This window comes from Clostridium sp. FS41, from assembly GCF_000954015.1.
Lineage (GTDB): Bacteria > Bacillota > Clostridia > Lachnospirales > Lachnospiraceae > Enterocloster > Enterocloster citroniae.
On the sequence record NZ_JYHN01000067.1, the window covers coordinates 305,946 to 327,795 of the forward strand.

A 21,850-nucleotide genomic window follows, 5' to 3' on the forward strand; every position below is an offset into this window, starting at 1 on the left:
CCGTACGCATGCGACTATAATCCAAGATAAGCAACCATACACAATATTGCGGTTACAATGGCAAATACCGCCACTACCCGGGTCTCTGACCATCCGCACAGTTCAAAGTGGTGATGGATGGGAGCCATTTTAAAAATACGTTTTCCGCCTGTACGCTTAAAATACGTAACCTGCATAATGACGGAAAGCACTTCCACCAGGTAGATCAGGCCAATGATCGGGATAAACAGGGGCATGCGCATCATATAGGCGGAAGCAGCCACAAAACCGCCCAGGGCCAGGGAACCGGTATCTCCCATAAACACCTTTGCCGGATACACATTAAAGAGCAGAAAGCCCAGAAGGCTTCCCACCACCGCTCCTGTCATGGGACTGATTCCCATATCCTCGCCTATGGCCACAATGGTCAGAAACGTGGCAACCAGAATGGTGACACTGGTACAAAGTCCGTCCAGTCCATCTGTAAAATTCACCCCGTTGTCCGTGCCCAGCATGATAAAGAACAGGGCCGGGATAAAAAAGATTCCCAGTGAAAGGAACTTTCCGCCGTCAAACCCGCCGGTAAATGGGATGAGCATATTGGTCCCCACTTCCCCGCTGTTTAACAGATACCAGGCAAAAATACCTGTGATAATAAATTGTCCAACTAACTTCTGCATCGGCTTCAGGCCTTCCGAGCGCTTCATCACGATCTTGATATAGTCGTCCAGGAATCCGATAATGCCGAACCCTACCGTCACAAAAAGGATGGGAATGATCTTGGGATAGCTGGGAATATAAAAGATGGATGTAATGATAATACTGCAAAGTATGATCAGCCCGCCCATGGTGGGCGTTCCCTGCTTTTTCAAATGGGCCTGCGGTCCGTCCTCCCTTACCTGCTGACCAAATTTAAGCTTGTGCAGAAAAGGGATGATAATGGGGCAAAGCAGTGCGCTGATGGCAAATGCAATAATGATAGCTAGTATGGTTTCATGAATCATAAGGGCACCTCAATCTCATATGTATGTCTTATTTGGTAATTAGTATACGTCTTTTTCCGGGAATAATCAACTATGGATTGGAAACGTGCACAGCAGTTTCTTCCTCCGTTGCCTGAATTCCCAGATAAGGAAGTATATTCTTAAACAGATCTCCAACCACCGGAGCGGCAATGGTTCCGCCGTAATAAATCCCCTCCGGTTCATCGATTGTAATAAGCGCCATGACCTGCGGATCGTCCGCCGGAGCAAAGCCGATAAAAGATGAAATATATTTTTTCAGGCTTCTGGGAAGCTTCTCTGACGTGGCCGTCTTGCCGCCGATCTTGTAGCCTTCCAGCTTTGCCTTTTTGCCGCTTCCCTCCGACACTACCTGTTCCAGCACGTAGCGCATGGTGGCGCTGGTCTCCTCAGAAAGGATGCGTCCCTTGGAGGGATATTTGAAGGCGCGGACCGAAGTCTGGTCCGTGCTCACTGCCGCTACCCCAAAATGGGGCGTTACACGGTTTCCTCCATTGACAATGGAGGCAGCTGTTGTGATCAGCTGGATGGGCGTGATCTGGAACGACTGGCCGAAAGACACTGTGGCCAGTTCCACAAGTCCCATATTTTCCTTTTTGTGCATAATGGTGGCAGCTTCTCCGGGCAGGTCGATCCCTGTCTTTCCCTTAAGGCCGAACTGGGTAAAATATTTATAATACCCATCCACGCCCAGCCTCTGCCCCACATCGATAAACACCGGATTGCAGGAGTTCATGGCACCCTGTAAAAATGTCTCGGAGCCGTGTCCGCCCACCTTGTGGCAGCGTATTTTCCGGTCCTCCACGATCCTAAATCCCGGGCAGGAAAACTGGTCTGTCAGCTTCACCGCACCGGACTCCAATCCGGCTGCCGCCGTAATGATCTTAAAGGTGGAACCCGGTTCATAGGTATCGTTGATACAGGTATTCCTCCACATCTGGTTCAGCTGCTCCTGCTTTTTGGACGCGGGCAGGGAGGCGTTCTGGGCAGCGATCTCCTGAAGGCTCTGGCTGCGCAGATTCTGGTCCAGGGTAAAGGGATCGTTGAGATTGAACTCCGGCACATTGACCATGGCCAGCAGCTCCCCGTTCTGGGGATTCATGACTATGATGGAGACCTTTTTGGCATTCTTTTTTTCCAGAACCTGATAGGCCAGCTGCTCCGCATATTTCTGGATATTCACATCCAGGCTGATGTGCAGGTCATTTCCCGGTATGGGTTCGATCCGGTCCTCGGCGGCATTTTCAATCTCCACCCCTTTGGCATCCGACATGGTAAGTATTTTCCCATTCATGCCTTTTAAGTACTTTTCGTATTTTACCTCCAGCCCTATGATTCCCTGGTTGTCGCCTCCTGTAAATCCAAGCACCTTGGACGCCAGGCTGTCATAGGGATAATAACGCTTGTAATCTTCGTCCACTTTTACCCCGTCCAGCCGGTATGAGCGGATCTTATCCCCCAGTTCCTTATCCACATTGGTCTTTATGATCTCCCTGGAGCTGCGCTTCTCAACCCGTTTTCGGACCGGCTCCTCATCCAGCCCCAGTTCACTGCAGAGCACTTGTATTACGCGCTCCCGGTCCGTCACCTGGTTGTAGATAACGGAAATGGTGCACACGGTCCTGTTATCTGCTATGACCACGCCGTTGGCATCGATGATCCGGCCTCTGGCTGCCTTGATGGTACGTTCCCTCTGGTGCAGGTCCTCCGCCATTGCGCTGTAGTGTTCGGAACAGAACAGCATAAGATAAGCAAGCCGCCCCGAGAGGCTCACCATGACAATGGCAATGAGCAGTGCAAGGACGGCTATATTCTTTCTGTGCTTTGTAAGGTTTGAATTCATGAGCGTCTCCGGCGTCCATCATTGTTAATAATATATTGGGGCCGGTCTCATTTTATGAATCTTTATCCGGAAAGGAGTATCCGGTACTGCTCCAGGTACGGCCGTCAGGGATTACTCCCCGCGGTCTGGGGATCGGCCGTCTCCTCCTTGGAGGGATCGGCCTCAGTTGTGGGTCCGGTATCGGTCCCAGGCCCCTCAGGGGCTGATGGATCCCGGGGAACTGAATCCGGCACCCCGCTTCCCCCGCCATCATCCGGAACCACTTCATCCGTATCATACTGCTGCTGCGTCTCGGCCGGGGTCTCCTCCTGGCCTTCCCCCTCCTCCAGGCTTGTCTCCACCTCATTGATCCCCTCGGAGGAAGGAAGGCTTTCCTGTATGGCCTCATCTTCCGGCAGATCCTTGGTGGGAAATATATTCATATAAGGAAGGGTCTCCGTCATGATCTTTGAAAATACCGCGCTTGCGTAGGAGCTGTGGGCCTGCTGCTCACCCGGCGGATAGTTTGGGGTGTCGATCACTACATAGACAAACACCTGGGGATCCTCTATGGGCGCAAAGCCCGCAAAGCTGACCAGATAGTTTTTGGCTGAACGGGGCTGTTTTTCCGCTGTTCCGGTCTTGCCTCCCACATCATATCCAATGACCTGGGCTGCCTTTCCGGTACCGGTCTCAACCGTCTGGAACATGGCCTCCTTCAGGAAATCAGCTGTGGACTGGGATACGGTTTCCCGCACCAGTACAGGTTCCTTTTTCTCCACCACGGAGCCCTGTTCATTGAGGATCTGCTTTACCACATGGGGTTCATAATAAGATCCGCCGTTGAGCACGGAGCAGAATGCCGCAGCCATCTGGACCATGGTGCAGTTGTAGTTCTGGCCAAAGGCATTGGTTGCCAGATCCGTGGGCCGCATGTTGTCCGCATTGTATACAAGGCTGCTGGTATCCGCCTCACCCGGCAGGTCGATCCCTGTTTTGTCACCAAATCCAAAGATGGACTGGTACTTGGTAAAGCGGTCCCGGCCTATAATGGCGCCCATACGCATCATGGCCACGTTGCAGGACTGCATCAGCGATTCCTGTACGTTCAGCCACCCGTGGCCGCCCCTGCGCCACGCCGTACACTTGATATCATGATCTCCCACATGGAGGATACCGGCACACTCAAAGCTGTCACTGGGTTTTATAAGTCCCTCCTCCATGCCGGCCGCCACTGTAAAGATCTTGGAAGGTGAACCCGGCTCATATGTGTCACTGACACAGAAATTCCTCCAGATCTGGTTCCAGGCCACCTGCTGCCCGTAGGAGATCACATCCTCCCGGCTGAAATGATCCAGCACCTGGTCCTCTGTAATAGTCTTCCCTTCGTTTTCCCTTCTGTATACAGCGGCTGCTTCTTTTTTTCCAAGAACAAACAGATCCTCCTGGGTAAATCCGCTTACATCCCTGGGATTGTTCAGGTCAAAAACATTGCTTGTGCCCATGGCCAGGATCTCACCGTTGTTGGGATTCATGACAATGGCTGCCGTAACCTTGCTGCCCGTGGTGGTCTGCCATTCATTGATGTATTTCTGTACAATATTCTGGATATTCACATCAATGGTGGAAACAATGGTCTTGCCGCCCTCTGCCGGCTTCACCACGCCCTCCAGGTTGGAGTTCTCGTCCAGGTATCCGTACTCCCGTCCGTTCACCCCAATAAGGCTGCTGTTATAATACTGCTCAATCCCTCCTGTTCCCACGCTGCCGTCACTGCTGGTAAATCCGATCACATTGCAGGCCAGGGAATTATAGGGATAGATCCTTTTATATTCATCTTCAAACCAGATCCCCTTGACCCGCTTTTTTCCCTCCACCTCGTCCTTGTTCTCATAATAAGCTTTGTTCATATCCTTTGCCAGCTGCTCAAAGGCAGTCTTCTGGTCATAGGTGAGCTGGCGCCCCTTATTATATCTGAGATAGGCGCTGTCCGCCCTCTCCTCGATCAGGCCCCGCACCTCCCCGCCGTCAAAGCCAAAGCTGGTCACCAGCGCCTCTATGGTGGGTTCCAGATAACGCTCCGGTTTGGACATGATCTGTTTGGGGTCGATGATCAGGTTGTATACCTTTTCGCTGGTAGCCAGGTAGGTGCCGTTCCTGTCCACAATATCCCCTCTTCGGTAGGGAATGGTACGGCTTTCATACTCCTGCTGGCGCTGGGTCAGTACGATCTTGTTGTACTGTTCATTGTTGTCCCTGATGATTCTGTAAAGGACCATTATTAATGCAAATAAAGCCAGCGTAATCACCAATACGGTGATTGCCAGCTTTTCCTGCAAATACTTTGGATAAAAGTATTTTCCTTTTGTATTGTGCTGCTCCCGGCCGTTCCCTTTTCCATTACCACCGGGGCGGCCGCCTCCATTAGTGTTCCGGGATGTCTTCATACTGTCTTACATACTCGCTTTCTGTCTTGTCATACAATAACACCTGGTCCTTCTTGGCATAGACCATTCCCAGCTCCTTAGTGGCGATCTCATAGATCTTGTTTAAGTCAATGCTGGTATTGATGCTGGTCTCCAGGGCATCGTTTTCCGCCTTAAGCTGTTCTAACTGTGCCTCCATCTTCTCGATGTTATGCATTCTTGCTGTAATGGATGACTGTACATGGAGGTAGTTGATGCAGAGGTATAAGGTAAACACTGACGCAATGGTAAGCATGATTACATACGGAAGATCCATATACAATGCGCGTTCCTGATTGCGGCGGATCCGGTGATTGTGCCGGACGGACTGGCTGCCTGCCGGTTTCCCCGGCCTGCGCTCCGGCCGTGGAGCGGCCTGCGGCTTAAGCTGTGGTGCCGCGGTGCCGTACATATAGGGATCTGTATGTGCAGCCCTGCGGTTTGTCTGTCTGTTGGTGCGTCCTGATGACGCCTGCGTTCTTGCAGTCATAACCTTATCCTCCCTTCTGTCTTGATATGGTCATCCTTTGTACGAAAATCCTTTGTGCGGCGTTACATCATCTGTATTTATCCCCGTTCAAACACGCGCAGCTTGGCGCTCTTTGAACGGCTGTTTTCTTCCAGTTCTTTCTCTGAGGGCAATACGGGTTTCCTTGATATCACCTTTCCTTTGCTCTTCCTGCCGCACACGCAGACAGGAAACTCATGGGGGCAGATACAGGGGTTCTCATTGGTTCTGAACCGGTTCTTTACGATCCGGTCTTCCAGTGAATGGAACGTAATGATACTCAGGCGGCCTCCCGGGTTTAAAAGGCCGATCATAGTGTCAATGGAGTGCTCCAGAACATCCAGTTCATGGTTGCACTCGATCCGTATGGCCTGGAAGGTACGCTTGGCCGGGTGTCCGCCCGTGGCCCGTACTCTGGCCGGGATCGCGTTCTTTATGATCTCCGCCAACTGTCCCGTGGTCTCAATGGGATGCTCCTCCCGCTCTCTTACAATATGCTTTGCTATATTCTTCGCAAAATTATCCTCACCATAGTCCCGGATGATCCTGTACAGTTCCATTTCTCCGTAAGTATTGACAATGTCAGCCGCCGTGGTGGTATTCCTCTGATCCATCCTCATGTCCAGAGGCGCATCCTCCCTGTAGGTAAATCCCCTGGAAGCCTTGTCCAGCTGATAGGAGGAAACTCCCAGATCCAGGTAGATACCGTCCACTTTGCTGAGTTCCAGATCCTCCAGCACTGTTTTGATATTCTCATAATTGCTTCTTACTATGGTTACTTTATCCTTAAAGTGTTCCAGCCGCTTTCCCGCGGCCGCTATGGCGTCCGCATCCTGGTCAATGCCAATGAGACGTCCGCTTCCCAGGCGTTTGCACACCTCGTAGGCATGTCCTCCCCCGCCCAGCGTTCCATCCACATAAATGCCTCCGGGCTTGATATTCAGGCTTCCCACTGTCTCATATAAAAGTACGGACTTGTGTACAAATGCTTGTTCCTCCATTAAATTCCCAAACCTTCCATATGTTCTGCAATCTCTTCCATATCATCAAAGGTGTTAGCCTCCAGCCACTTATCCTTGCTCCAGATTTCAATACGGCTTCCCACACCTACCAGTACTGCGTCCTTCTCAATTCCGGCAAATTCCCTTAAAACCGCCGGAAGAAGAATTCTTCCCTGTTTGTCCACTTCACAGGTGGTAGCTCCTGCCAGAAGGAAACGTGAAAACTTACGTCCGGCAGTGTTGGTAAGAGGCAGTGTGCGAAGTTTTTCTTCAAGAGCGGCCCATTCAGAATTCTCATACACAAAAAGGCAGTTATCAAGGCCCTTCGTTACAACGAATTCGTCACCTAACTGCTCTCTGAACTTGGAAGGTACGATCAGACGTCCCTTCGCATCAACTGTATGATTGTACTCACCCATGAACATAACTTATCACCTGCCGTACGTCAGTGCGGTACTGTGGACAGCTGCGGGGGATCCGAAACCCCCACTTCATCCACAAAACAACCATCCTCTACCACTTTGCACCACTTTCTACCACTTGTATGTCCATCATAGTACAGAAATTGGGAAATGGCAAGAAGTTTTTACGAATTTCTTATAAAATTAAGGCAAAAAAATAAAGCAGTTGCGTGGTTTTTCGCAACTGCCTCTACATATGGGATGACCCCTTTTTTCAGCACTAAATATAGATTTTATGTTAATCAGAAGGGAAATCTCCCCCCACTTTCTCCCCCTTTTTCAGGCCGTGGTGCTTATAAACAATGATGCCCGCAGATATCAGGACCAACGCGGCTGAGAGGAGCTGTGAAACCGCAAGCCCCGAGCCGGGAAGCTTCAACTGGTCTGTCCTAAGGCCCTCGATCCATACACGTCCCAGACCGTATCCCAGGAAATACACCCACAGCATTTCCCCTTCAAATTTCTTGTGTTTTCTGTACCAGAGCATGAATCCAAGGACACACAGGTTCCACACGGATTCATACAGGAATGTGGGGTGCACCTGGATATAAGCGATTCCATTTTCCACGATCTCATTGTCTATCAGCTGCTGGGAGATCATGGATGGATTCACCAGACTTTTTTTGATGCGCATGGCAAACAGGTTATTGGTAAAGCCGCCAAATGCCTCACAGTTGAAGAAATTCCCCCACCTTCCAATGATCTGGCCAGTGATCAGCCCCAGCACGCCGCTGTCTGCCATGGAAAAAAACGACATCTTCCTCATCCTGGTAAACACAGTGAGGGTGATGACCGCGCCGATGACACCGCCATATATGGCCAGGCCGCCCCCACGCAGGTTAAAAATCTGAAGCAGGTTATCCTTATAGTTGTCCCAGTCAAAAATAACATAATAGGCCCTGGCCCCTATGATGGAAAATATAATACCGTACAGCGCAAAGTCCAGGTAAATGTCGGGATCCTGCCCTCTGCGCCTGGCATCGGAAAATGCCACGGCCATACCGGCCAGCATTCCCAATCCTATGATAATTCCGTAAAATGCGATCCGAAAGCCAAACACCGTGATGCTGTTTGGCAGGTTCTGTATGGTTATTCCCAGATTCACAAAACTCAAATCTGCTCCTGCTGCTTCCATAGATCAATCTCCTTCCTGTTTCATATACTTTCCCATTTTACCCCGAAGTACTATAAATTGCAAGGAGTGATTTATTCCGGCATTTGTGCCAGCATTGATACAGGCATTGATGCCGACATTGATGCAGACGGGACGGAGATTACCGGGCGGCCAGGGCAGCCATTGTGATATAATTGTAGGGCTTGTTAAAATGCGGAAGGAAAAACAGGTCAAAGAGCTTCAGCTTATCAATGGTCACCTGTTCCTCTATAGCCATGGAAAACAGGTGTATGCCCATGGAGATATCGTAGTCCGAACACATCTGCGCTCCCAGGATGATCCTGGTTTCCTTATCATACACAATACGGATCTTCACCTTGTTGTTGCCATTTTCCATGAATTCCGCCTTCTGCCAGTCCTCATAATCTGAGGAAGCTGCCGCATATCCCATCTTCTGCGCCCGTTTCAGACTGATACCTGTGCAGAGCATATGAAGCCCCCATATGCTGATCCCGTTGGACCCCTGTACTCCCACGGATTCAAGCGTTCTTCCGCAGGCATTGTGGGCGGCGATGATGCCGGAACGGACCGCATTGGTTGCCAGGGCAATGTAATCCGTGGCCTGGATGGCATTATTATAAACCGTGGCGCAATCGCCGATGGCATAGACTCCCGCAATGCTGGTCTCCTGCCTGCGGTCCACCAGGTATGCCCCATTCTTAAACAGTTTGAGCCTCCCCTGTCCCAGACCTGTATTGGGCTTAAAGCCAATGCCGAATACCACCATGTCAGCCTGATACCTTGCCTGATCCGTTACCACGGTCTGTACCCTTTTCCGGCCCTCCAGTTTGACTACGGTTTCCCCCAATGCCAGTTCCACTCCGTGGCTTTCCAGATTCTTCCCCATTATATAGGAAAATTCACTGTCATAATACCCGGCCAGGCATGTGTCCGCACAATCGATCAGCACCACTTCCCTGCCGTTTCTCACAAACGCTTCCGCCAGCTCCACCCCGATATATCCTGCCCCCACCACGGCGATCCTCCTGATGGACGGGTCCTTCAGCTTTTGGATCACATCCCGGGCATTCTGGTACAGCTTTACAAACTGGACATTTTCCAGGTCCATGCCCTGTAGTTCAGGCCGGATGGGCAGGGAACCTGTTGCCAGTATCAGCTTGTCATAGGGCTGTTCATGGATTGTTCCATCCTTTTCCCGGCCATATACCATCTTTTTGTCATAGTCTATCCTGGATATCTCTGTTTCCATATGGACCACGGCGCCCTTTTCCTCAAATGCCTCCCTGCTCGAATAAAACAGTCCCTCCGGACCGGATATCTGCTTCCCGATCCAGAGCGCCATTCCGCATCCCAGAAAACTGATATTGGAATTACCGTCAAATGCGATCACCCTGTTTTCCGGGAACTGGTCCAGTATTGTATTAATGGCCGCCGTGCCGGCATGATTGGCGCCGATCACAACAATCGTCTCTCCCATGTTCATATCTTCCTTTCTATGGATCCATGCTTAATGTCTTTCCTTTCTATTCTCCCCATCCTGTAGATTTTTATATACCTATTGCGGTTAAACATTTTCTGCTTTAATTTCCCCCTGTTTTATGATATGATAATAAGGCTGTAATAGAATCAGAACGTTCCTGACAGGCCAAAAGGATCTGGAAATGGCCTTTGGGCGCGATGAATGCTTGTACATGGACTTTAGCACCATACTGCAAAAGTTGGGGCGCCATGTCCCAGCACCATATATCACATATTAATAGGAAGGTAATCAAATGAAATTAGGTATTGTAGGACTCCCCAATGTAGGAAAGAGCACCCTGTTTAATTCCCTGACCAAAGCCGGTGCGGAATCAGCCAACTACCCATTCTGCACCATTGACCCCAATGTAGGCGTAGTGCCTGTTCCGGACGTAAGGCTGGACAAGCTGACTGAAATGTATAACTCTGAAAAAACCACCCCTGCCGTGATCGAGTTCGTGGACATTGCGGGACTTGTAAAGGGCGCATCCAAAGGCGAAGGACTGGGCAACCAGTTCCTCTCCAATATCCGTGAGGTGGATGCCATTGTACACGTGGTCCGCTGTTTTGACGACCCCAATGTCATCCATGTGGATGGAAGTGTTGATCCGCTGAGAGATATCGAGACCATTAACCTGGAACTTATCTTTTCTGATATAGAGATCCTGGAGCGCCGCATTGCAAAGCAGTCCAAGGGTTCTTTCAACAATAAGGATCTGGCCAAGGAAGTGGAACTGTTAAAGGCTATGAAAGCCCATCTTGAAGAAGGCAAACTGGCCCGGGGCTATGACACAGAGGATGAGGATGAGCGTGAGTTTATCGGCACCTTAAACCTGCTCACTTGGAAGCCTGTTATATTCGCTGCCAATGTTGCGGAAAGCGACCTGGCAAATGACGGCGCTGACAACGCCTATGTACAGTCTGTCCGCGGCTTTGCCGCTGAAAACGGATGCGAAGTATTTGTCATCTGTGCTGAGATTGAACAGGAGATTGCGGAACTGGATGATGATGAGAAGAAGATGTTCTTAGATGACCTTGGCCTTACTGAATCCGGCCTGGAGAAGCTGATTGCCGCCAGCTACCGTATCCTGGGCCTTATGAGCTACCTGACCGCAGGTCCCCAGGAAAGCCGCGCGTGGACCATCAAGATCGGCACCAAAGCGCCCCAGGCAGCAGGCAAGATCCACAGCGACTTTGAGAGGGGCTTTATCCGCGCCGAGGTTGTGAACTATGATGACCTGATGAACTGCGGCAGCATGAACGCTGCCAAGGAAAAAGGCCTGGTCCGCTCCGAAGGCAAGGAATATGTGATGAGGGACGGGGATGTGGTCCTGTTCCGTTTTAATGTATAATTTATAAACGAATAAGATAAGCCGGTTCCCTGAAAAGGCGGTCCAGTCTCAGAGCGTGTTTAAAAGTGCTCTGTCCGGATCCTCTCTCCTCAGGAACCGGCTTTTGGTTTGGTACAGGTCTTGATCTTTTTTCCTGTTGATGTATAATATAAATATCACTCATCAAAGATGAGCAGTGTTTTCATCTTATTTTCATGTGTGCTTTCGGAATCACCATTCAGGTTAGTGAGATGTTTTTGCCAGCCGCAAAGATAGATGCCAGGAAGGCTCCGGAGTACACGAATCTAATCTAAAAGGAGGATTTTTATGCAGCGGATCATTGACCTCACCCTTGAAATCACCAACAAAATGCTGGTACAGGATGCCTTTCAGAGCAATATCTATGTTCCTATGGTATCCCACGAAGAGTCAAAATCATTTAACACCGGAACCCCCGAGGATCCCTTCACTTCCACCTGGAATTATCTGGGCATGGTTGAACATACCGGCACCCATGTGGATGCATTTTACCATATGAGTCCCAAGGGCCTTCCCATTGACCAGATGCCCCTTGACCTTTTCTTTGGCAAAGCCGTGTGTTTGGATATGCGCCATATACCTGCCAGGGGAAGCATCACTGTTAGTGATGTGGAGAAAGCTGAAAAGGAGGCCGGGGTCATCATCCAGGGCCACATCGTCCTCTTTGCCACAGGAGTCCATGAACGGTATTTCCCATCAAAAGATGTCCTTTGTATGAATCCTGACATCGCTCCTGAGACAGTTGCGTGGCTGGCTTCCCGTGGTTCCAGGATGCACGGTGTGGAAGGACCGTCCACAGACATCATGGACACCCAGCTGTTCCCCAGCCACCGGGCCTGCAGAGATCTGGGATTGTCACACTATGAGTGGCTGGTAAACCTGGACCAGCTTATCGGCAAGGGTGAATTCTTGTTTTACGGGATTCCCTTAAAGCTCAGGAACGGAAGCGGCTCTCCTGTCAGGGCCTTTGCCGTGATTGAAGAATAGGAGGGGAGGGATCCATATGGCACACTATCAACTGTTACCTGCCAGGGACACCCTTCACGGAAGCCTGTCAAAAACAATTCCTCCGGTACTCACCATCGACCCTGGGGATACCGTGGATTTCACCACACTGGAGGCGGACTGGCGGATCTCACCTCCGGACTCCCCCTCCTCCTTAAGCGGGACCTTTATGGAGCGCTCCATGCCCCTTGACCAGGGACACGCCCTTTGCGGCCCCATCCACATCCGGGGCGCCCATCCCGGTATGACTCTTTCCGTTCGTGTTAACCAGATCCTGACCGGCACATGGGGATGGAGCCGTGTGGGAGGCGGGGACCCCGGCCATCTGGAGCATATTCATTTTAAGGGCGGAGAGTACTTCCTGACATGGGAGATTGACAGGAAGAAAGGCACCTGTACAAGCCATCTGGGACACAGCGTCCCTCTTTCCCCCTTCATGGGCGTCATGGCTGTTGCCCCTGACACGGATGACTATGTGAGGACTCACATCCCCGGTCTTTACGGAGCCAATATGGACTGCAAGGACATAACAGCCGGAAGTGTTCTTTACCTGCCGGTCTATGCAGAAGGCGCTCTGTTTTCCACAGGAGACGGCCATGCCAGGCAGGGTGATGGAGAATCCGGCTGTACCGCTATTGAATGCCCCATGGAATGCGTAAGCCTGACCTTTGACCTGATCGATGAACCTCTGGCCAGCCCTGTGTGCAACTCTCCCAAGGGCTGGATCACATTTGGTTTTCACAGTGATTTGACAGAAGCTGCTTATTATGCTTTAATGGAAATGTGCCGTCTGATGGAGCGCCTATATGGATTTAGCAGCAAGGAAGCGCTGGCCATGGCAAGTGTAGCGGTTGACATGCGCATCACACAGCTGGTCAACGGCGTGAGGGGGGCCCATGCTCTTCTGCCCCACGGTATCATAACCTTGTGAGACCCGCAGCATAACAGCACTCTGATTGAAACTGATATATACGATACATTAAGGAGGCTTTTTCATGCCCAATGAATCTTTGAACCTTTCCCTGGAAGAACTAAAGGAGCTTTTTCCCATCCAGTCCGATTTAATTGATTACCTGATTCTTACATTCCTTTTGCAGAAAAACGAACCTACCGGTTCCTGGACCTTTAAGGAAATGTTTGAGCAGGCAGGACTAACGGTGGGTACTGCGACCATAGGAAGAAACCTTAAGATGATGGATAGTCATGGTTACACCGTACAGGTGGCCAACAAGGGAAGGGTCCTTACAGACCTGGGACTGGAAAAAGCCTCCCATCTTCGCGCCCAGGCCGCTGAACAGGAGTTCAGCAGGGACCTGATGGCCCTTACCAAGAGCACTGATATGAAGACCCTGGCAGATATCCTGTATGCCCGGATCGCCATTGAATACGAGGCAGCCCGCCTGGCGGCCCTCAATGCCGGTCCCGGGGACCTGGAGGAACTGCAGTGGTCACTGAACCAGCACAAACGCTCCATTTCCCTTGGAAACAGTTCGGCCGGCACGGGACTGGATTTTCATTTGGTTCTGGCTAAAGCCTCCCAAAACCAGGCCATGTACACTGCTCTGAACCTCCTGATCTATCAGCAGCGCTGCATTGAATGGAATGCGCAGGCAGAGGGGATTCTGGAATATTCCACCACGTATGCCGCCATACATGAGGAGATCCTTAACGCTGTAAGGCAGCATGATCCCCAGCTTGCAGCACATTTGATAAAAAGCCATCTGCTTGACATTATCCATGAAATAGAAAAGAATACCGGAACAGTCTGAACCGGTACTCTTTTCTGCTCTCAGTCAGCCGCAACTGCAACTGCTTCTATCTCGATCACCATGCCATGATTAAACTTCCCGATCTGCATGGTACTCCTGGCAGGGGGATTATGGGGAAAATATTTTTTATAAGTCTCATTAAATATCTCAAAGTCATCTATGTTGGAGACAAATACAAGGGTCTTTATCACGTGATCCAGGTCTGAGCCGGCCTCCCGCAAAAGATTGTCCATGTTCTTTAAAATCTGCTCTGTCTGCTTCACAATATCTCCCGGCCCTACCAACTCCTGGGTAACAGGATCATTAGCCGTTACCCCCGCTGTAAAGATCAGATCGCCTGTTCTGAAAGCCTGTGAATACCAGCCGCCCGGCTTTGGGCATTTATCTGTAGAAATCTTAATTACATCCATATTCCCGTCTTCCTTTCATCTCATTGTTTTTATCCAAGCAAGTCCTCCTGGGCCAGACGTTCCACGGTTCTCAACAGAACTGCGGTGCCGTCAGCCATATCCTCCGGCGTGGTGTATTCATCCGGGCAATGGCTGACCCCTTCATTTGAGCTTCTCAGGAAGATCATTCCCATGGGATACAGACGTCCCATCTGCATTGCATCATGGGCGGGATAGCTTACCATATATTTATGGGGTATCTCCTCCTTCCTGGTGCATTGCTCGATCAATTCCACAAGACGTTTATCGCAGTGAACAGGCTCTGTGTTGATCGTACTCCTGACTGAATAGGTAAGTCCCCTGTCCCTGCACTGCTTTTCCACAAATGCCATCAGGTCATCATATAGTTTCTGCCACAGGTCATCTTCTTTTTCCCTGAAATCCACAGGCACAATAGCCTGGTTTGCCACAATATTGTGTTCTGCGGGAAGGGCTTCTATATAACCAACTGTTCCCCGGGTGGTGGAGCCTGATTCCAGGGCCAGGCGCTCCACCTCACATGCAATTGCCGCTGCCGCCGCCATGGCATCATGCCTGTCCTCCATTGCCATACCCCCTGCGTGGGCGGACACACCGTGTAGCGTTATATAGAACTGTTTGATCCCGGCGATATCCGTCACAACAGCCATGGGCAGGTCCTCATGAAGGAGGTAACATCCCTGTTCAATATGAAGTTCTATAAATGCATAATAGTCCCCCGCTTTAATATAGCTTCCCGGGAAATTGTCCGGCTCCAGTCCCATGTCAAAATCCAGCATTGCCTGCCTCATAGTGATCCCTGTTGCCCTGTCCGTGGAGGTGGCTGCATAATCTTCCGGAAGCATACCGCAGATCGCCTTGCTGCCAAAATGTCCTCCCAGGAACTGGCTGGCTTCCTCGTTGACAAATGCGATCATCTCAATGGGACGCCTTGGCTTGATCCCGTTCTCGGACAGGGTGGTAAGCACCTCAAGGGCTGCCATAACGCCTGCCAGTCCGTCAAATTTCCCTCCCATGGGTACTGTATCAAAATGAGAGCCTGTGAGAATGGGGGGAAGTTCCTCCTGCCCCTCCAGTTTTCCATAGATATTTCCCACTGTATCCATCCGCACGGTCAGCCCTGCTTCCCGCATCCACCCCATAAGGACTTCGCACGCTTCCCTGTAGGCAGGTGTCCATGCAAACCGGCTGATCCCTCCTCTGGGATCTGCTCCGATCCCTCCTACGTACTGAAGACGTTCCCATAAACGTTCCTTGTTGATCCCAAGCATTTCTATTACCCCTTTCTATGGTTTAATGAATATTCCACTGCCCGGAACAGCCCATATAGCGCCATCCCTGTAAACAGTCCTTCCCCTCACAAGGGTTTCCGTCACACGGCAGAGAACCTCCTTTCCCTCATAAGGAAAACTGGTGCATTTTGTCTTGGACAAGCTGTTTTTCCTGCTGTAATTCCACCGGCAGTCCATATCCACCAGGGCCAGATCCGCGTCTGCTCCCACCCTGACCGCTCCCTTGCGGGGGTACAAACCAAAACGTTTTGCCGCATTGGTCGCGCACAGATCCGCCAGCCGGGAGGCTTTCATCCCCCGTTTTATGACTGCCTCGGATATCATAAGGGGATAGGCAATGTCAATGGAGGGCGCGCCCCCCATTACATTCCACCCATTTCCATCCTCCGGTTCCTTGTCCTCCTTTGTATAAGGCGCATGATCCGTGCCCAGGTAATCAATGGTCCCATCCAGAAGATACTCCCACATCTGTTCCATCCGTTTCCTGTCCCTCAAAGGCGGCTGGATCAGACCGTAGGTTCCTGCGCCAAAATTATCCTCATGATTCAGAAGAAAATAGTGGGCACAGCTTTCTGCCGATACATCCACCCCATCCGCTTTTGCCTTCTTAATAAGTTCAGCTCCCTCCGGTATGGATAAATGGCAGATATGAAGAGGGCAGCCGGATGCTTTTGCCAGGATTACCGCATTCTGTACCGCAATCATCTCCGCATACCAGGGCCTTGCCATGTCGTGAAGGCGAAGGTTCCATGGACCATCCTGAAACCGCTCCTTTAATTCACTTATAATATTCTCATCCTCGGCGTGGAACCCCAGTATCCGCCCATGCTTTTTCACCTCATCCATGGCGTCCTTTTGCTGCTGGTGGTCCAGCCACTTAAATTCCGGTCCTGCGTCCAGGGTAAATCCTTTAAAGGCAATGCACCCTAAGCCGCACAGCTCCCCTATATGGCTGTTCCCTCCTGCGATAGCTCCGCCCCACAGGGCAAAATCCACCACCGCATGCTGGGAAGCACGTTCATATTTGGTACGGAACGTGTCCTTATCTATAACAGGCGGGCTGCTGTTGGGCATTTCCATCACAAGAGTATAACCGCCTGAGGCAGCAGCCTTTGTGCCGCATTCCCAGTCCTCCCTGTACTCCGCCCCCGGATCAAAGAAATGGGTGTGGGTGTCAATTCCCCCCGGAAATATGTACCGCCCTCCTGCATCGATCCTCTCCTTCCCATCTGCTCCACAGCCATCCTGTAAAATGGCAGCTATCTTTCCATCCTTTATTGCCAATGATGCATTCAGACAGCCGTCCTCCAGCACCAGAGTCCCATTATCTATTATCTTGTCAAATCCCATGGCTTTCACTTAACCTTCCCAAACATCTGCGGGTATTCTTCCGCCCATGCAATATAATCCTTCATGGCTTTTTCCATGTCATACTGCGGCGTATAACCGGATTCACAGAGCCTTGAAACAGACATGGGGGCATTATCCCTGATACCGTGGTAAAACACATTAGATTCCTCCTCCCGTCCGGCCAGTCTCCACTTAAATCCCGGATAATAGGAACATAATGCCTGGCACCAGTCCGCAATGGACCATATACTGCCGGAACTCAAATTATACACATCCCATTCAGGGCTCCTCCCGGCCAGCCAAAAAAGCGCACCGGCAATATCCCTGCTGTACACCCAGCTGGTTCGGTTGGGCCTTTTTAAAACCGCCTGGATTCCATCCATGGCATACTTAAGGGTGATGCACGGAGCACTCATTTTATCTCTGAACCTGGTAGGCCTCTCCCATGGTCCAAACACATCCCCCAGCCTTGCACAGGTTATATCCATATGATGAAGATACTGATACCGGAGAGCTAGTTTTTCAGAAGTGAATTTAGAAATCTGATACAGGTTTTCAGGATTTAGATTCTCCATCTCCTCTGTCAGGATGTCTGCCTTATATGCCGTGGTTCCATAAGCCGCTATGGAGCTTACATACAGGAAGCGCCTGATGCCTGCCGCAACAGAGGCATCCAGCATATTCAAAGTGCCTTTGCAGTTCACGTCAAAGATATGCCGGGTGTCATTTTTCTCCCTGTCCTCCGTCACAGTGATCACAGCCATGTGGATAACCGTGTCGGCACCGCTTTCCCCCAGTGACAGCCGCAGTCTTTCCCCATCCAGTATATCGCCCTGAATAAAATGGTAATCACCGCCAAGCTGTCCAAAATACGCTTCCACACAGTCCGCCACGTTACAGCAGTCATAGTTGTAAACCTGAATACCTGCTTTTAAAAAGCATTCCATAACATTGATTCCAATAAAACCGGAACCGCCTGTAAGAAACAATCGTTCCATGGACTTTTCCTCATCTGATGGGGAGTACTGCAGGCTGAAGTTTATGGATTCCGTCCGCAGTGCTCCGCCCCGCAATCTACATTATTTTAAATTAAGGGTTCCAAGGGGATCCAGGATCTTGATCACCTCAGAGTCATGGATATTGTCTGCATCGATGAGCCAGTATGGACTTTCCGTCACATCCGGGAAATCATTTTTTCCGTCAATGGCCTCAATGGCCGCCTTTACGGAATTGTAGCCCAAACCATAGGGATTTTGGGAGATCAGCGCGTCCAGGCTTCCATCGTATATATTATTGATCAGCTCTTCTGAAGAGTCATATCCCACTGCCAGGATATCGGTGCGGCCCTCATCCTTTAACATTTTACTGGCACCGGCTGATGCACCTTCGTTACAGCAGAATACCGCAACCAGATCAGGGTGTTCTGATAACAGATCCTGCATAATATTAGCGGCCTTCTCCCTGTCGCCCTCCGTGTGATAGATGCCTACCAGTTCAAACTGGTCATGCTTTTTCAGCTCGTTTTCAAATCCTCTGTCCCTCTGCTGTATTACATCGGAACCAGCCTCTGATGACACAACGGCAACCTTTCCTCCCTCGGGCAGCTTCTCAGCAATATAGGCAGCTCCTGCAGCAGCGGCGGCCTCATGGTTCACCGATACAGTGGTGAGACATACGGAGGGATCCATCTCGTCATCAAATGTGATCACCGGTACATCCAGGGAAGCCATGGTGTCGTTAATGGCCTTTGCATCAATGGATGAGATGACAAGGGCGTCTATTCCTGACATCATCATGTCCTCCACAATGTTCTGCTGTGTGGCTGTGTCCGTGGAAGAGTTGGTGCCCTGGTAATTGATGGTATACCCATGCTCCGCCGCTGCATCTTCCGCCCCCTGGCGTACCATCTTGTAAAAGTCAAACAGCGTGGATTTTGGTATCACCCCGATCACCATTGTCTTTTCAGTATCAGCTGCCTGACCCCCTGCTTTTTCCTCTGTCTTTTCTTCTGTCTTTTCTTCAGCCTTTTTCTCTGTCTCAGATTCCCCGGCCTTTGCCTGCGTCTCTGCCTTTGTTTCCGGAGCGGCTGTAGTGCCGCTGCCCGCACATCCTGCCAGACTCCCCGCTACCATTACTGCCGCCAATGCTACTGCTAATCTTTTCTTCATATTCCTTCTCCTTTGCATCTATATTTTTGCTGCGTTGATACAGCAACTCCTACTTTTTCAAACGCTCCCGCACCACTTCCAGGAACACTGCCGATATGATAACCACGCCAATGGCCACCTGCTGCCAGAAATAATTCAGCCCGATCAGGTTCAGCCCATTGCTGAGCACGCCAATGATAAACGCTCCTACAATCGTCCCGGCTATGCTTCCCTTTCCTCCGGATAAGGTTGCCCCGCCTATAACCGAGGCGGCGATGGCATTGGTTTCGTACAGGTCCCCTGCCGTGGGAGCTGCCGAGGAAACCCTTGCCGCCAGAAGCATTCCCGCAAATGCCACCAAGGCGCCGCTGATCACATAATTCATCACTTTAATCTTATTTACCGGTATACCGGAAAGATAAGCCGCCTGTTCGTTGCTTCCAATTGCGTACACATAACGGCCAAACTTACTTTTCTTAAGCAAGATGGCCATGACCACCGCGATGACCGCCATGAATATAACCGCCCACGGCAGCCATCCCCATAATTTCCCCGAACCAATCCAGGTAAACTCTGATTTCAGGCCCGACATGGGAACACCGTCCATGATCACAAGGACAATACCGCGGAAAATGCTGTTAGTCCCCAAGGTGGCTATAAAGGGGACGATCCCAAGCACGGTGATGACAAACGCGTTAAATGCGCCCAATGCCATACCCATGCCAAGGGCCAGGATCATGGCAATGGGAACCGGTATTCCGGCTTTCATGGCAGACGCCACCACAAGACCGGAAAAAGCCACCCCTGAGCCAACCGACAGGTCAATACAGCCGCTGGCAATGATGTATGTTTCTGCAATGGCAACAATGACCGCTACTGATGTCTGTGTGGCAATGTTAAGCAGGTTTCTCTGCGTCAGGAAACTTTTTGTTGTGACTGAAAAAAATATACACAATATCAAAAGCCCCATCATTGTAAAAATTATCTGTGTATTTATATTCTTCTTTTGACGTTTCTCACCCATATAGCCTACCTCAATCCTTTATTTTCATTTAATGAGCCATAGAATCAGCCATTTAATGAGCCATCGCATACTTCAGTATCCTGTCCTGCTCCAGTTCCTCCCTGCCCAGCTCTCCGGTCATTCTTCCCTCACACATAACCAGAACCCGGTCGCTCATCCCAATAACTTCAGGAAGTTCCGAGGATATCATGATGATTGTCACCCCTTGCAGAACCAGCTGGTACATAAGCTCGTAAATCTCATATTTGGCATTGACATCGATCCCTCTTGTGGGCTCGTCCAGGATCAGGATCTCCGACTCCCTGCAAAGCCATTTTGCCACAACCACCTTTTGCTGGTTTCCCCCTGACAATGTTTTTACCAGCTGGTCCATCCCTCTGGTCTTGATTCTCATTTTGCGGATATACTGTTCCACTGCCTCATCCACCAGGCCATCCTTGACAAAACCGCCCTTACAAAACTTATCAAGGCTGGCAATGGATATATTGCCGCGCAGGGTCTGCTCCAGCATAAGTCCGTCTTTTTTTCGGTCCTCTGTTATATATCCCACGCCCTCAGAGATCGCCTTATACGGTGATGTAATGTGTTTCACAGTTCCATTGATCCTGATTTCTCCTGAATCGATTTTGTCGGCCCCAAAGATTGCCCTGGCAAGTTCTGTCCGTCCAGCCCCCATCAGGCCCGCGATGCCAAGGATTTCCCCCTCGTATGCATCAAAGTTAATGTCGTACAGGGTATTTGCAATATTCAGGCCCTGTACCTCCAGTGTTTTCTTTCCTCTTTTGTAATCCGGCCTTGGAGGGAACTTCTGGGTCAGTTCACGTCCCACCATTTCCTGGATCAGGAGATCCTTAATGGAGCTGTCATATTCATGCTCCGATATCAGCTTTCCGTCCCGCAGCACCGTCACCCTGTCCACAATGGCATCCAGGTCGCTCATCCTGTGGGATATGTAAATAATGGCAACCCCCTCATGTTTCAATTTTCTTACAATATCAAACAGTATATCAATCTCTGAATCAGTCAGCGCTGCCGTGGGTTCATCCATGATAAGCAGTTCACAGTTGGAGGATAAGGCCTTTGCGATCTCAACCATCTGCTGTTCCGCCACGCTTAGGGTCCCCACCTTGCGAGTGGGGGAAATGGAAGAACAGTTCAGCCTTTCCAAAAGCTGGGCAGCCTCCTTATTTAACTTAGAGTCATTGATAAATCCTTTTAAGGACATCTGTGGTTCACGCCCTATGAAAATGTTTTCAGCAACCGTCAGGTCCGGAAGAAGATTAAACTCCTGATAAACAATACCAATTCCATACCCATGGATTTCCCTTGGATGGACAATCTTTAACGGCTTTCCCCTGTAAAGAATCGTGCCTTTGTCAGCCTCCAACACACCTGTGAGGATCTTCATTAGGGTTGATTTTCCTGCGCCGTTTTCACCTAACAGCGCATGGATCTCCCCTTTCCTTATTTTAAGATTGATATCCTCCAACACCTTAACTGTACTGAATGATTTAGAAATCCCCTGTGTTTCCAGTAAATACTCTCCCATTTACA

General features: G+C 50.4%; 19 protein-coding genes. 4 read left to right on the plus strand and 15 right to left on the minus strand.

The window, feature by feature from the left end; all coding sequences use genetic code 11:
• Positions 1–14: 14 nt before the first annotated feature.
• From mraY to CLFS41_RS21180, 8 genes are all read right to left on the minus strand, one after another.
• A complete protein-coding gene (mraY, locus tag CLFS41_RS21145) occupies positions 15–983 on the minus strand; it encodes a phospho-N-acetylmuramoyl-pentapeptide-transferase (RefSeq protein WP_007863642.1) in 969 nt (322 codons plus the stop codon).
• 70 nt (positions 984–1,053) lie between these two features.
• Positions 1,054–2,844, minus strand: a complete 1,791-nt coding sequence (locus tag CLFS41_RS21150) for a penicillin-binding transpeptidase domain-containing protein (protein WP_045093376.1) — start codon at positions 2,842–2,844, stop codon at positions 1,054–1,056.
• A gap of 104 nt (positions 2,845–2,948) precedes the next feature.
• Positions 2,949–5,270 (minus strand): penicillin-binding transpeptidase domain-containing protein, encoded by a 2,322-nt coding sequence (locus CLFS41_RS21155; RefSeq protein ID WP_007863640.1) that lies wholly within the window; start codon positions 5,268–5,270, stop codon positions 2,949–2,951.
• Positions 5,248–5,778: a septum formation initiator family protein gene (locus CLFS41_RS21160; RefSeq protein ID WP_045093377.1), complete on the minus strand. Its 531-nt coding sequence runs from the start codon at positions 5,776–5,778 to the stop codon at positions 5,248–5,250. Before CLFS41_RS21160 ends, CLFS41_RS21155 begins: the two co-directional genes overlap by 23 nt.
• A gap of 77 nt (positions 5,779–5,855) precedes the next feature.
• Positions 5,856–6,797 carry a 16S rRNA (cytosine(1402)-N(4))-methyltransferase RsmH gene (rsmH, locus tag CLFS41_RS21165; protein ID WP_007863638.1) on the minus strand — a complete coding sequence of 314 codons (942 nt, stop codon included), beginning with the start codon at positions 6,795–6,797 and terminating at the stop codon, positions 5,856–5,858.
• Positions 6,797–7,222 (minus strand): division/cell wall cluster transcriptional repressor MraZ, encoded by a 426-nt coding sequence (gene mraZ / locus CLFS41_RS21170; RefSeq protein ID WP_007863637.1) that lies wholly within the window; start codon positions 7,220–7,222, stop codon positions 6,797–6,799. The genes rsmH and mraZ overlap by 1 nt, the downstream gene beginning before the upstream one ends.
• Before the next feature lie 274 nt (positions 7,223–7,496).
• Complete coding sequence (lgt, locus tag CLFS41_RS21175; protein ID WP_007863636.1) at positions 7,497–8,393, minus strand: prolipoprotein diacylglyceryl transferase; 897 nt, start codon at positions 8,391–8,393, stop codon at positions 7,497–7,499.
• A gap of 139 nt (positions 8,394–8,532) precedes the next feature.
• Positions 8,533–9,870 carry an FAD-dependent oxidoreductase gene (locus CLFS41_RS21180; RefSeq protein WP_045093378.1) on the minus strand — a complete coding sequence of 446 codons (1,338 nt, stop codon included), beginning with the start codon at positions 9,868–9,870 and terminating at the stop codon, positions 8,533–8,535.
• A 295-nt stretch (positions 9,871–10,165) separates the two neighbouring features.
• On the opposite strand from CLFS41_RS21180, the gene ychF reads away from it, so the two are divergent.
• The 4 genes from ychF (at position 10,166) to CLFS41_RS21200 (ending at position 14,055) form a co-directional block, all read left to right on the plus strand.
• Positions 10,166–11,263 (plus strand): redox-regulated ATPase YchF, encoded by a 1,098-nt coding sequence (gene ychF, locus CLFS41_RS21185; RefSeq protein ID WP_045093379.1) that lies wholly within the window; start codon positions 10,166–10,168, stop codon positions 11,261–11,263.
• Positions 11,264–11,569: 306 nt separating this feature from the next.
• Positions 11,570–12,268: a cyclase family protein gene (locus CLFS41_RS21190; RefSeq protein WP_045093380.1), complete on the plus strand. Its 699-nt coding sequence runs from the start codon at positions 11,570–11,572 to the stop codon at positions 12,266–12,268.
• Between the two features lie 16 nt (positions 12,269–12,284).
• A complete protein-coding gene (locus CLFS41_RS21195; RefSeq protein ID WP_007863630.1) occupies positions 12,285–13,217 on the plus strand; it encodes an acetamidase/formamidase family protein in 933 nt (310 codons plus the stop codon).
• Positions 13,218–13,281: 64 nt separating this feature from the next.
• Positions 13,282–14,055, plus strand: coding sequence for an FCD domain-containing protein (locus CLFS41_RS21200; RefSeq protein WP_045093381.1), 774 nt, complete (start codon positions 13,282–13,284; stop codon positions 14,053–14,055).
• Positions 14,056–14,075: 20 nt separating this feature from the next.
• Here the strand turns inward: CLFS41_RS21200 and CLFS41_RS21205 are convergent, their stop codons facing one another.
• From CLFS41_RS21205 to CLFS41_RS21235, 7 genes are all read right to left on the minus strand, one after another.
• The gene (locus CLFS41_RS21205; protein WP_007863620.1) at positions 14,076–14,465 is read right to left on the minus strand and encodes a Rid family detoxifying hydrolase; all 390 of its coding nucleotides are present in this window, start codon (positions 14,463–14,465) and stop codon (positions 14,076–14,078) included.
• 29 nt (positions 14,466–14,494) lie between these two features.
• Positions 14,495–15,754 (minus strand): Zn-dependent hydrolase, encoded by a 1,260-nt coding sequence (locus CLFS41_RS21210; protein ID WP_045093382.1) that lies wholly within the window; start codon positions 15,752–15,754, stop codon positions 14,495–14,497.
• A gap of 15 nt (positions 15,755–15,769) precedes the next feature.
• Positions 15,770–17,125: an allantoinase AllB gene (gene allB / locus CLFS41_RS21215; protein ID WP_045093448.1), complete on the minus strand. Its 1,356-nt coding sequence runs from the start codon at positions 17,123–17,125 to the stop codon at positions 15,770–15,772.
• 5 nt (positions 17,126–17,130) lie between these two features.
• Complete coding sequence (locus CLFS41_RS21220; RefSeq protein ID WP_007863614.1) at positions 17,131–18,123, minus strand: NAD(P)-dependent oxidoreductase; 993 nt, start codon at positions 18,121–18,123, stop codon at positions 17,131–17,133.
• Positions 18,124–18,204: 81 nt separating this feature from the next.
• Positions 18,205–19,293, minus strand: coding sequence for a sugar ABC transporter substrate-binding protein (locus tag CLFS41_RS21225; RefSeq protein WP_045093383.1), 1,089 nt, complete (start codon positions 19,291–19,293; stop codon positions 18,205–18,207).
• A 49-nt stretch (positions 19,294–19,342) separates the two neighbouring features.
• Entirely contained in the window at positions 19,343–20,296 is a 954-nt protein-coding gene (locus CLFS41_RS21230) for an ABC transporter permease (protein WP_007863610.1), read from the minus strand.
• Between the two features lie 52 nt (positions 20,297–20,348).
• Positions 20,349–21,845, minus strand: a complete 1,497-nt coding sequence (locus CLFS41_RS21235) for a sugar ABC transporter ATP-binding protein (protein ID WP_045093384.1) — start codon at positions 21,843–21,845, stop codon at positions 20,349–20,351.
• Positions 21,846–21,850 lie beyond the last annotated feature (5 nt).

Excerpts from the sequence above, each read along its gene's own strand:
- mraY (WP_007863642.1), bottom strand. The coding sequence starts at position 983 with ATGATTCATGAAACCATACTAGCTATCATTATTGCATTTGCCATCAGC.
- CLFS41_RS21150 (WP_045093376.1), bottom strand. The coding sequence starts at position 2,844 with ATGAATTCAAACCTTACAAAGCACAGAAAGAATATAGCCGTCCTTGCA.
- CLFS41_RS21155 (WP_007863640.1), bottom strand. The coding sequence starts at position 5,270 with ATGAAGACATCCCGGAACACTAATGGAGGCGGCCGCCCCGGTGGTAAT.
- CLFS41_RS21160 (WP_045093377.1), bottom strand. The coding sequence starts at position 5,778 with ATGACTGCAAGAACGCAGGCGTCATCAGGACGCACCAACAGACAGACA.
- rsmH (WP_007863638.1), bottom strand. The coding sequence starts at position 6,797 with ATGGAGGAACAAGCATTTGTACACAAGTCCGTACTTTTATATGAGACA.
- mraZ (WP_007863637.1), bottom strand. The coding sequence starts at position 7,222 with ATGTTCATGGGTGAGTACAATCATACAGTTGATGCGAAGGGACGTCTG.
- lgt (WP_007863636.1), bottom strand. The coding sequence starts at position 8,393 with ATGGAAGCAGCAGGAGCAGATTTGAGTTTTGTGAATCTGGGAATAACC.
- CLFS41_RS21180 (WP_045093378.1), bottom strand. The coding sequence starts at position 9,870 with ATGGGAGAGACGATTGTTGTGATCGGCGCCAATCATGCCGGCACGGCG.
- ychF (WP_045093379.1), top strand. The coding sequence starts at position 10,166 with ATGAAATTAGGTATTGTAGGACTCCCCAATGTAGGAAAGAGCACCCTG.
- CLFS41_RS21190 (WP_045093380.1), top strand. The coding sequence starts at position 11,570 with ATGCAGCGGATCATTGACCTCACCCTTGAAATCACCAACAAAATGCTG.
- CLFS41_RS21195 (WP_007863630.1), top strand. The coding sequence starts at position 12,285 with ATGGCACACTATCAACTGTTACCTGCCAGGGACACCCTTCACGGAAGC.
- CLFS41_RS21200 (WP_045093381.1), top strand. The coding sequence starts at position 13,282 with ATGCCCAATGAATCTTTGAACCTTTCCCTGGAAGAACTAAAGGAGCTT.
- CLFS41_RS21205 (WP_007863620.1), bottom strand. The coding sequence starts at position 14,465 with ATGGATGTAATTAAGATTTCTACAGATAAATGCCCAAAGCCGGGCGGC.
- CLFS41_RS21210 (WP_045093382.1), bottom strand. The coding sequence starts at position 15,754 with ATGCTTGGGATCAACAAGGAACGTTTATGGGAACGTCTTCAGTACGTA.
- allB (WP_045093448.1), bottom strand. The coding sequence starts at position 17,125 with ATGGGATTTGACAAGATAATAGATAATGGGACTCTGGTGCTGGAGGAC.
- CLFS41_RS21220 (WP_007863614.1), bottom strand. The coding sequence starts at position 18,123 with ATGGAACGATTGTTTCTTACAGGCGGTTCCGGTTTTATTGGAATCAAT.
- CLFS41_RS21225 (WP_045093383.1), bottom strand. The coding sequence starts at position 19,293 with ATGAAGAAAAGATTAGCAGTAGCATTGGCGGCAGTAATGGTAGCGGGG.
- CLFS41_RS21230 (WP_007863610.1), bottom strand. The coding sequence starts at position 20,296 with ATGGGTGAGAAACGTCAAAAGAAGAATATAAATACACAGATAATTTTT.
- CLFS41_RS21235 (WP_045093384.1), bottom strand. The coding sequence starts at position 21,845 with ATGGGAGAGTATTTACTGGAAACACAGGGGATTTCTAAATCATTCAGT.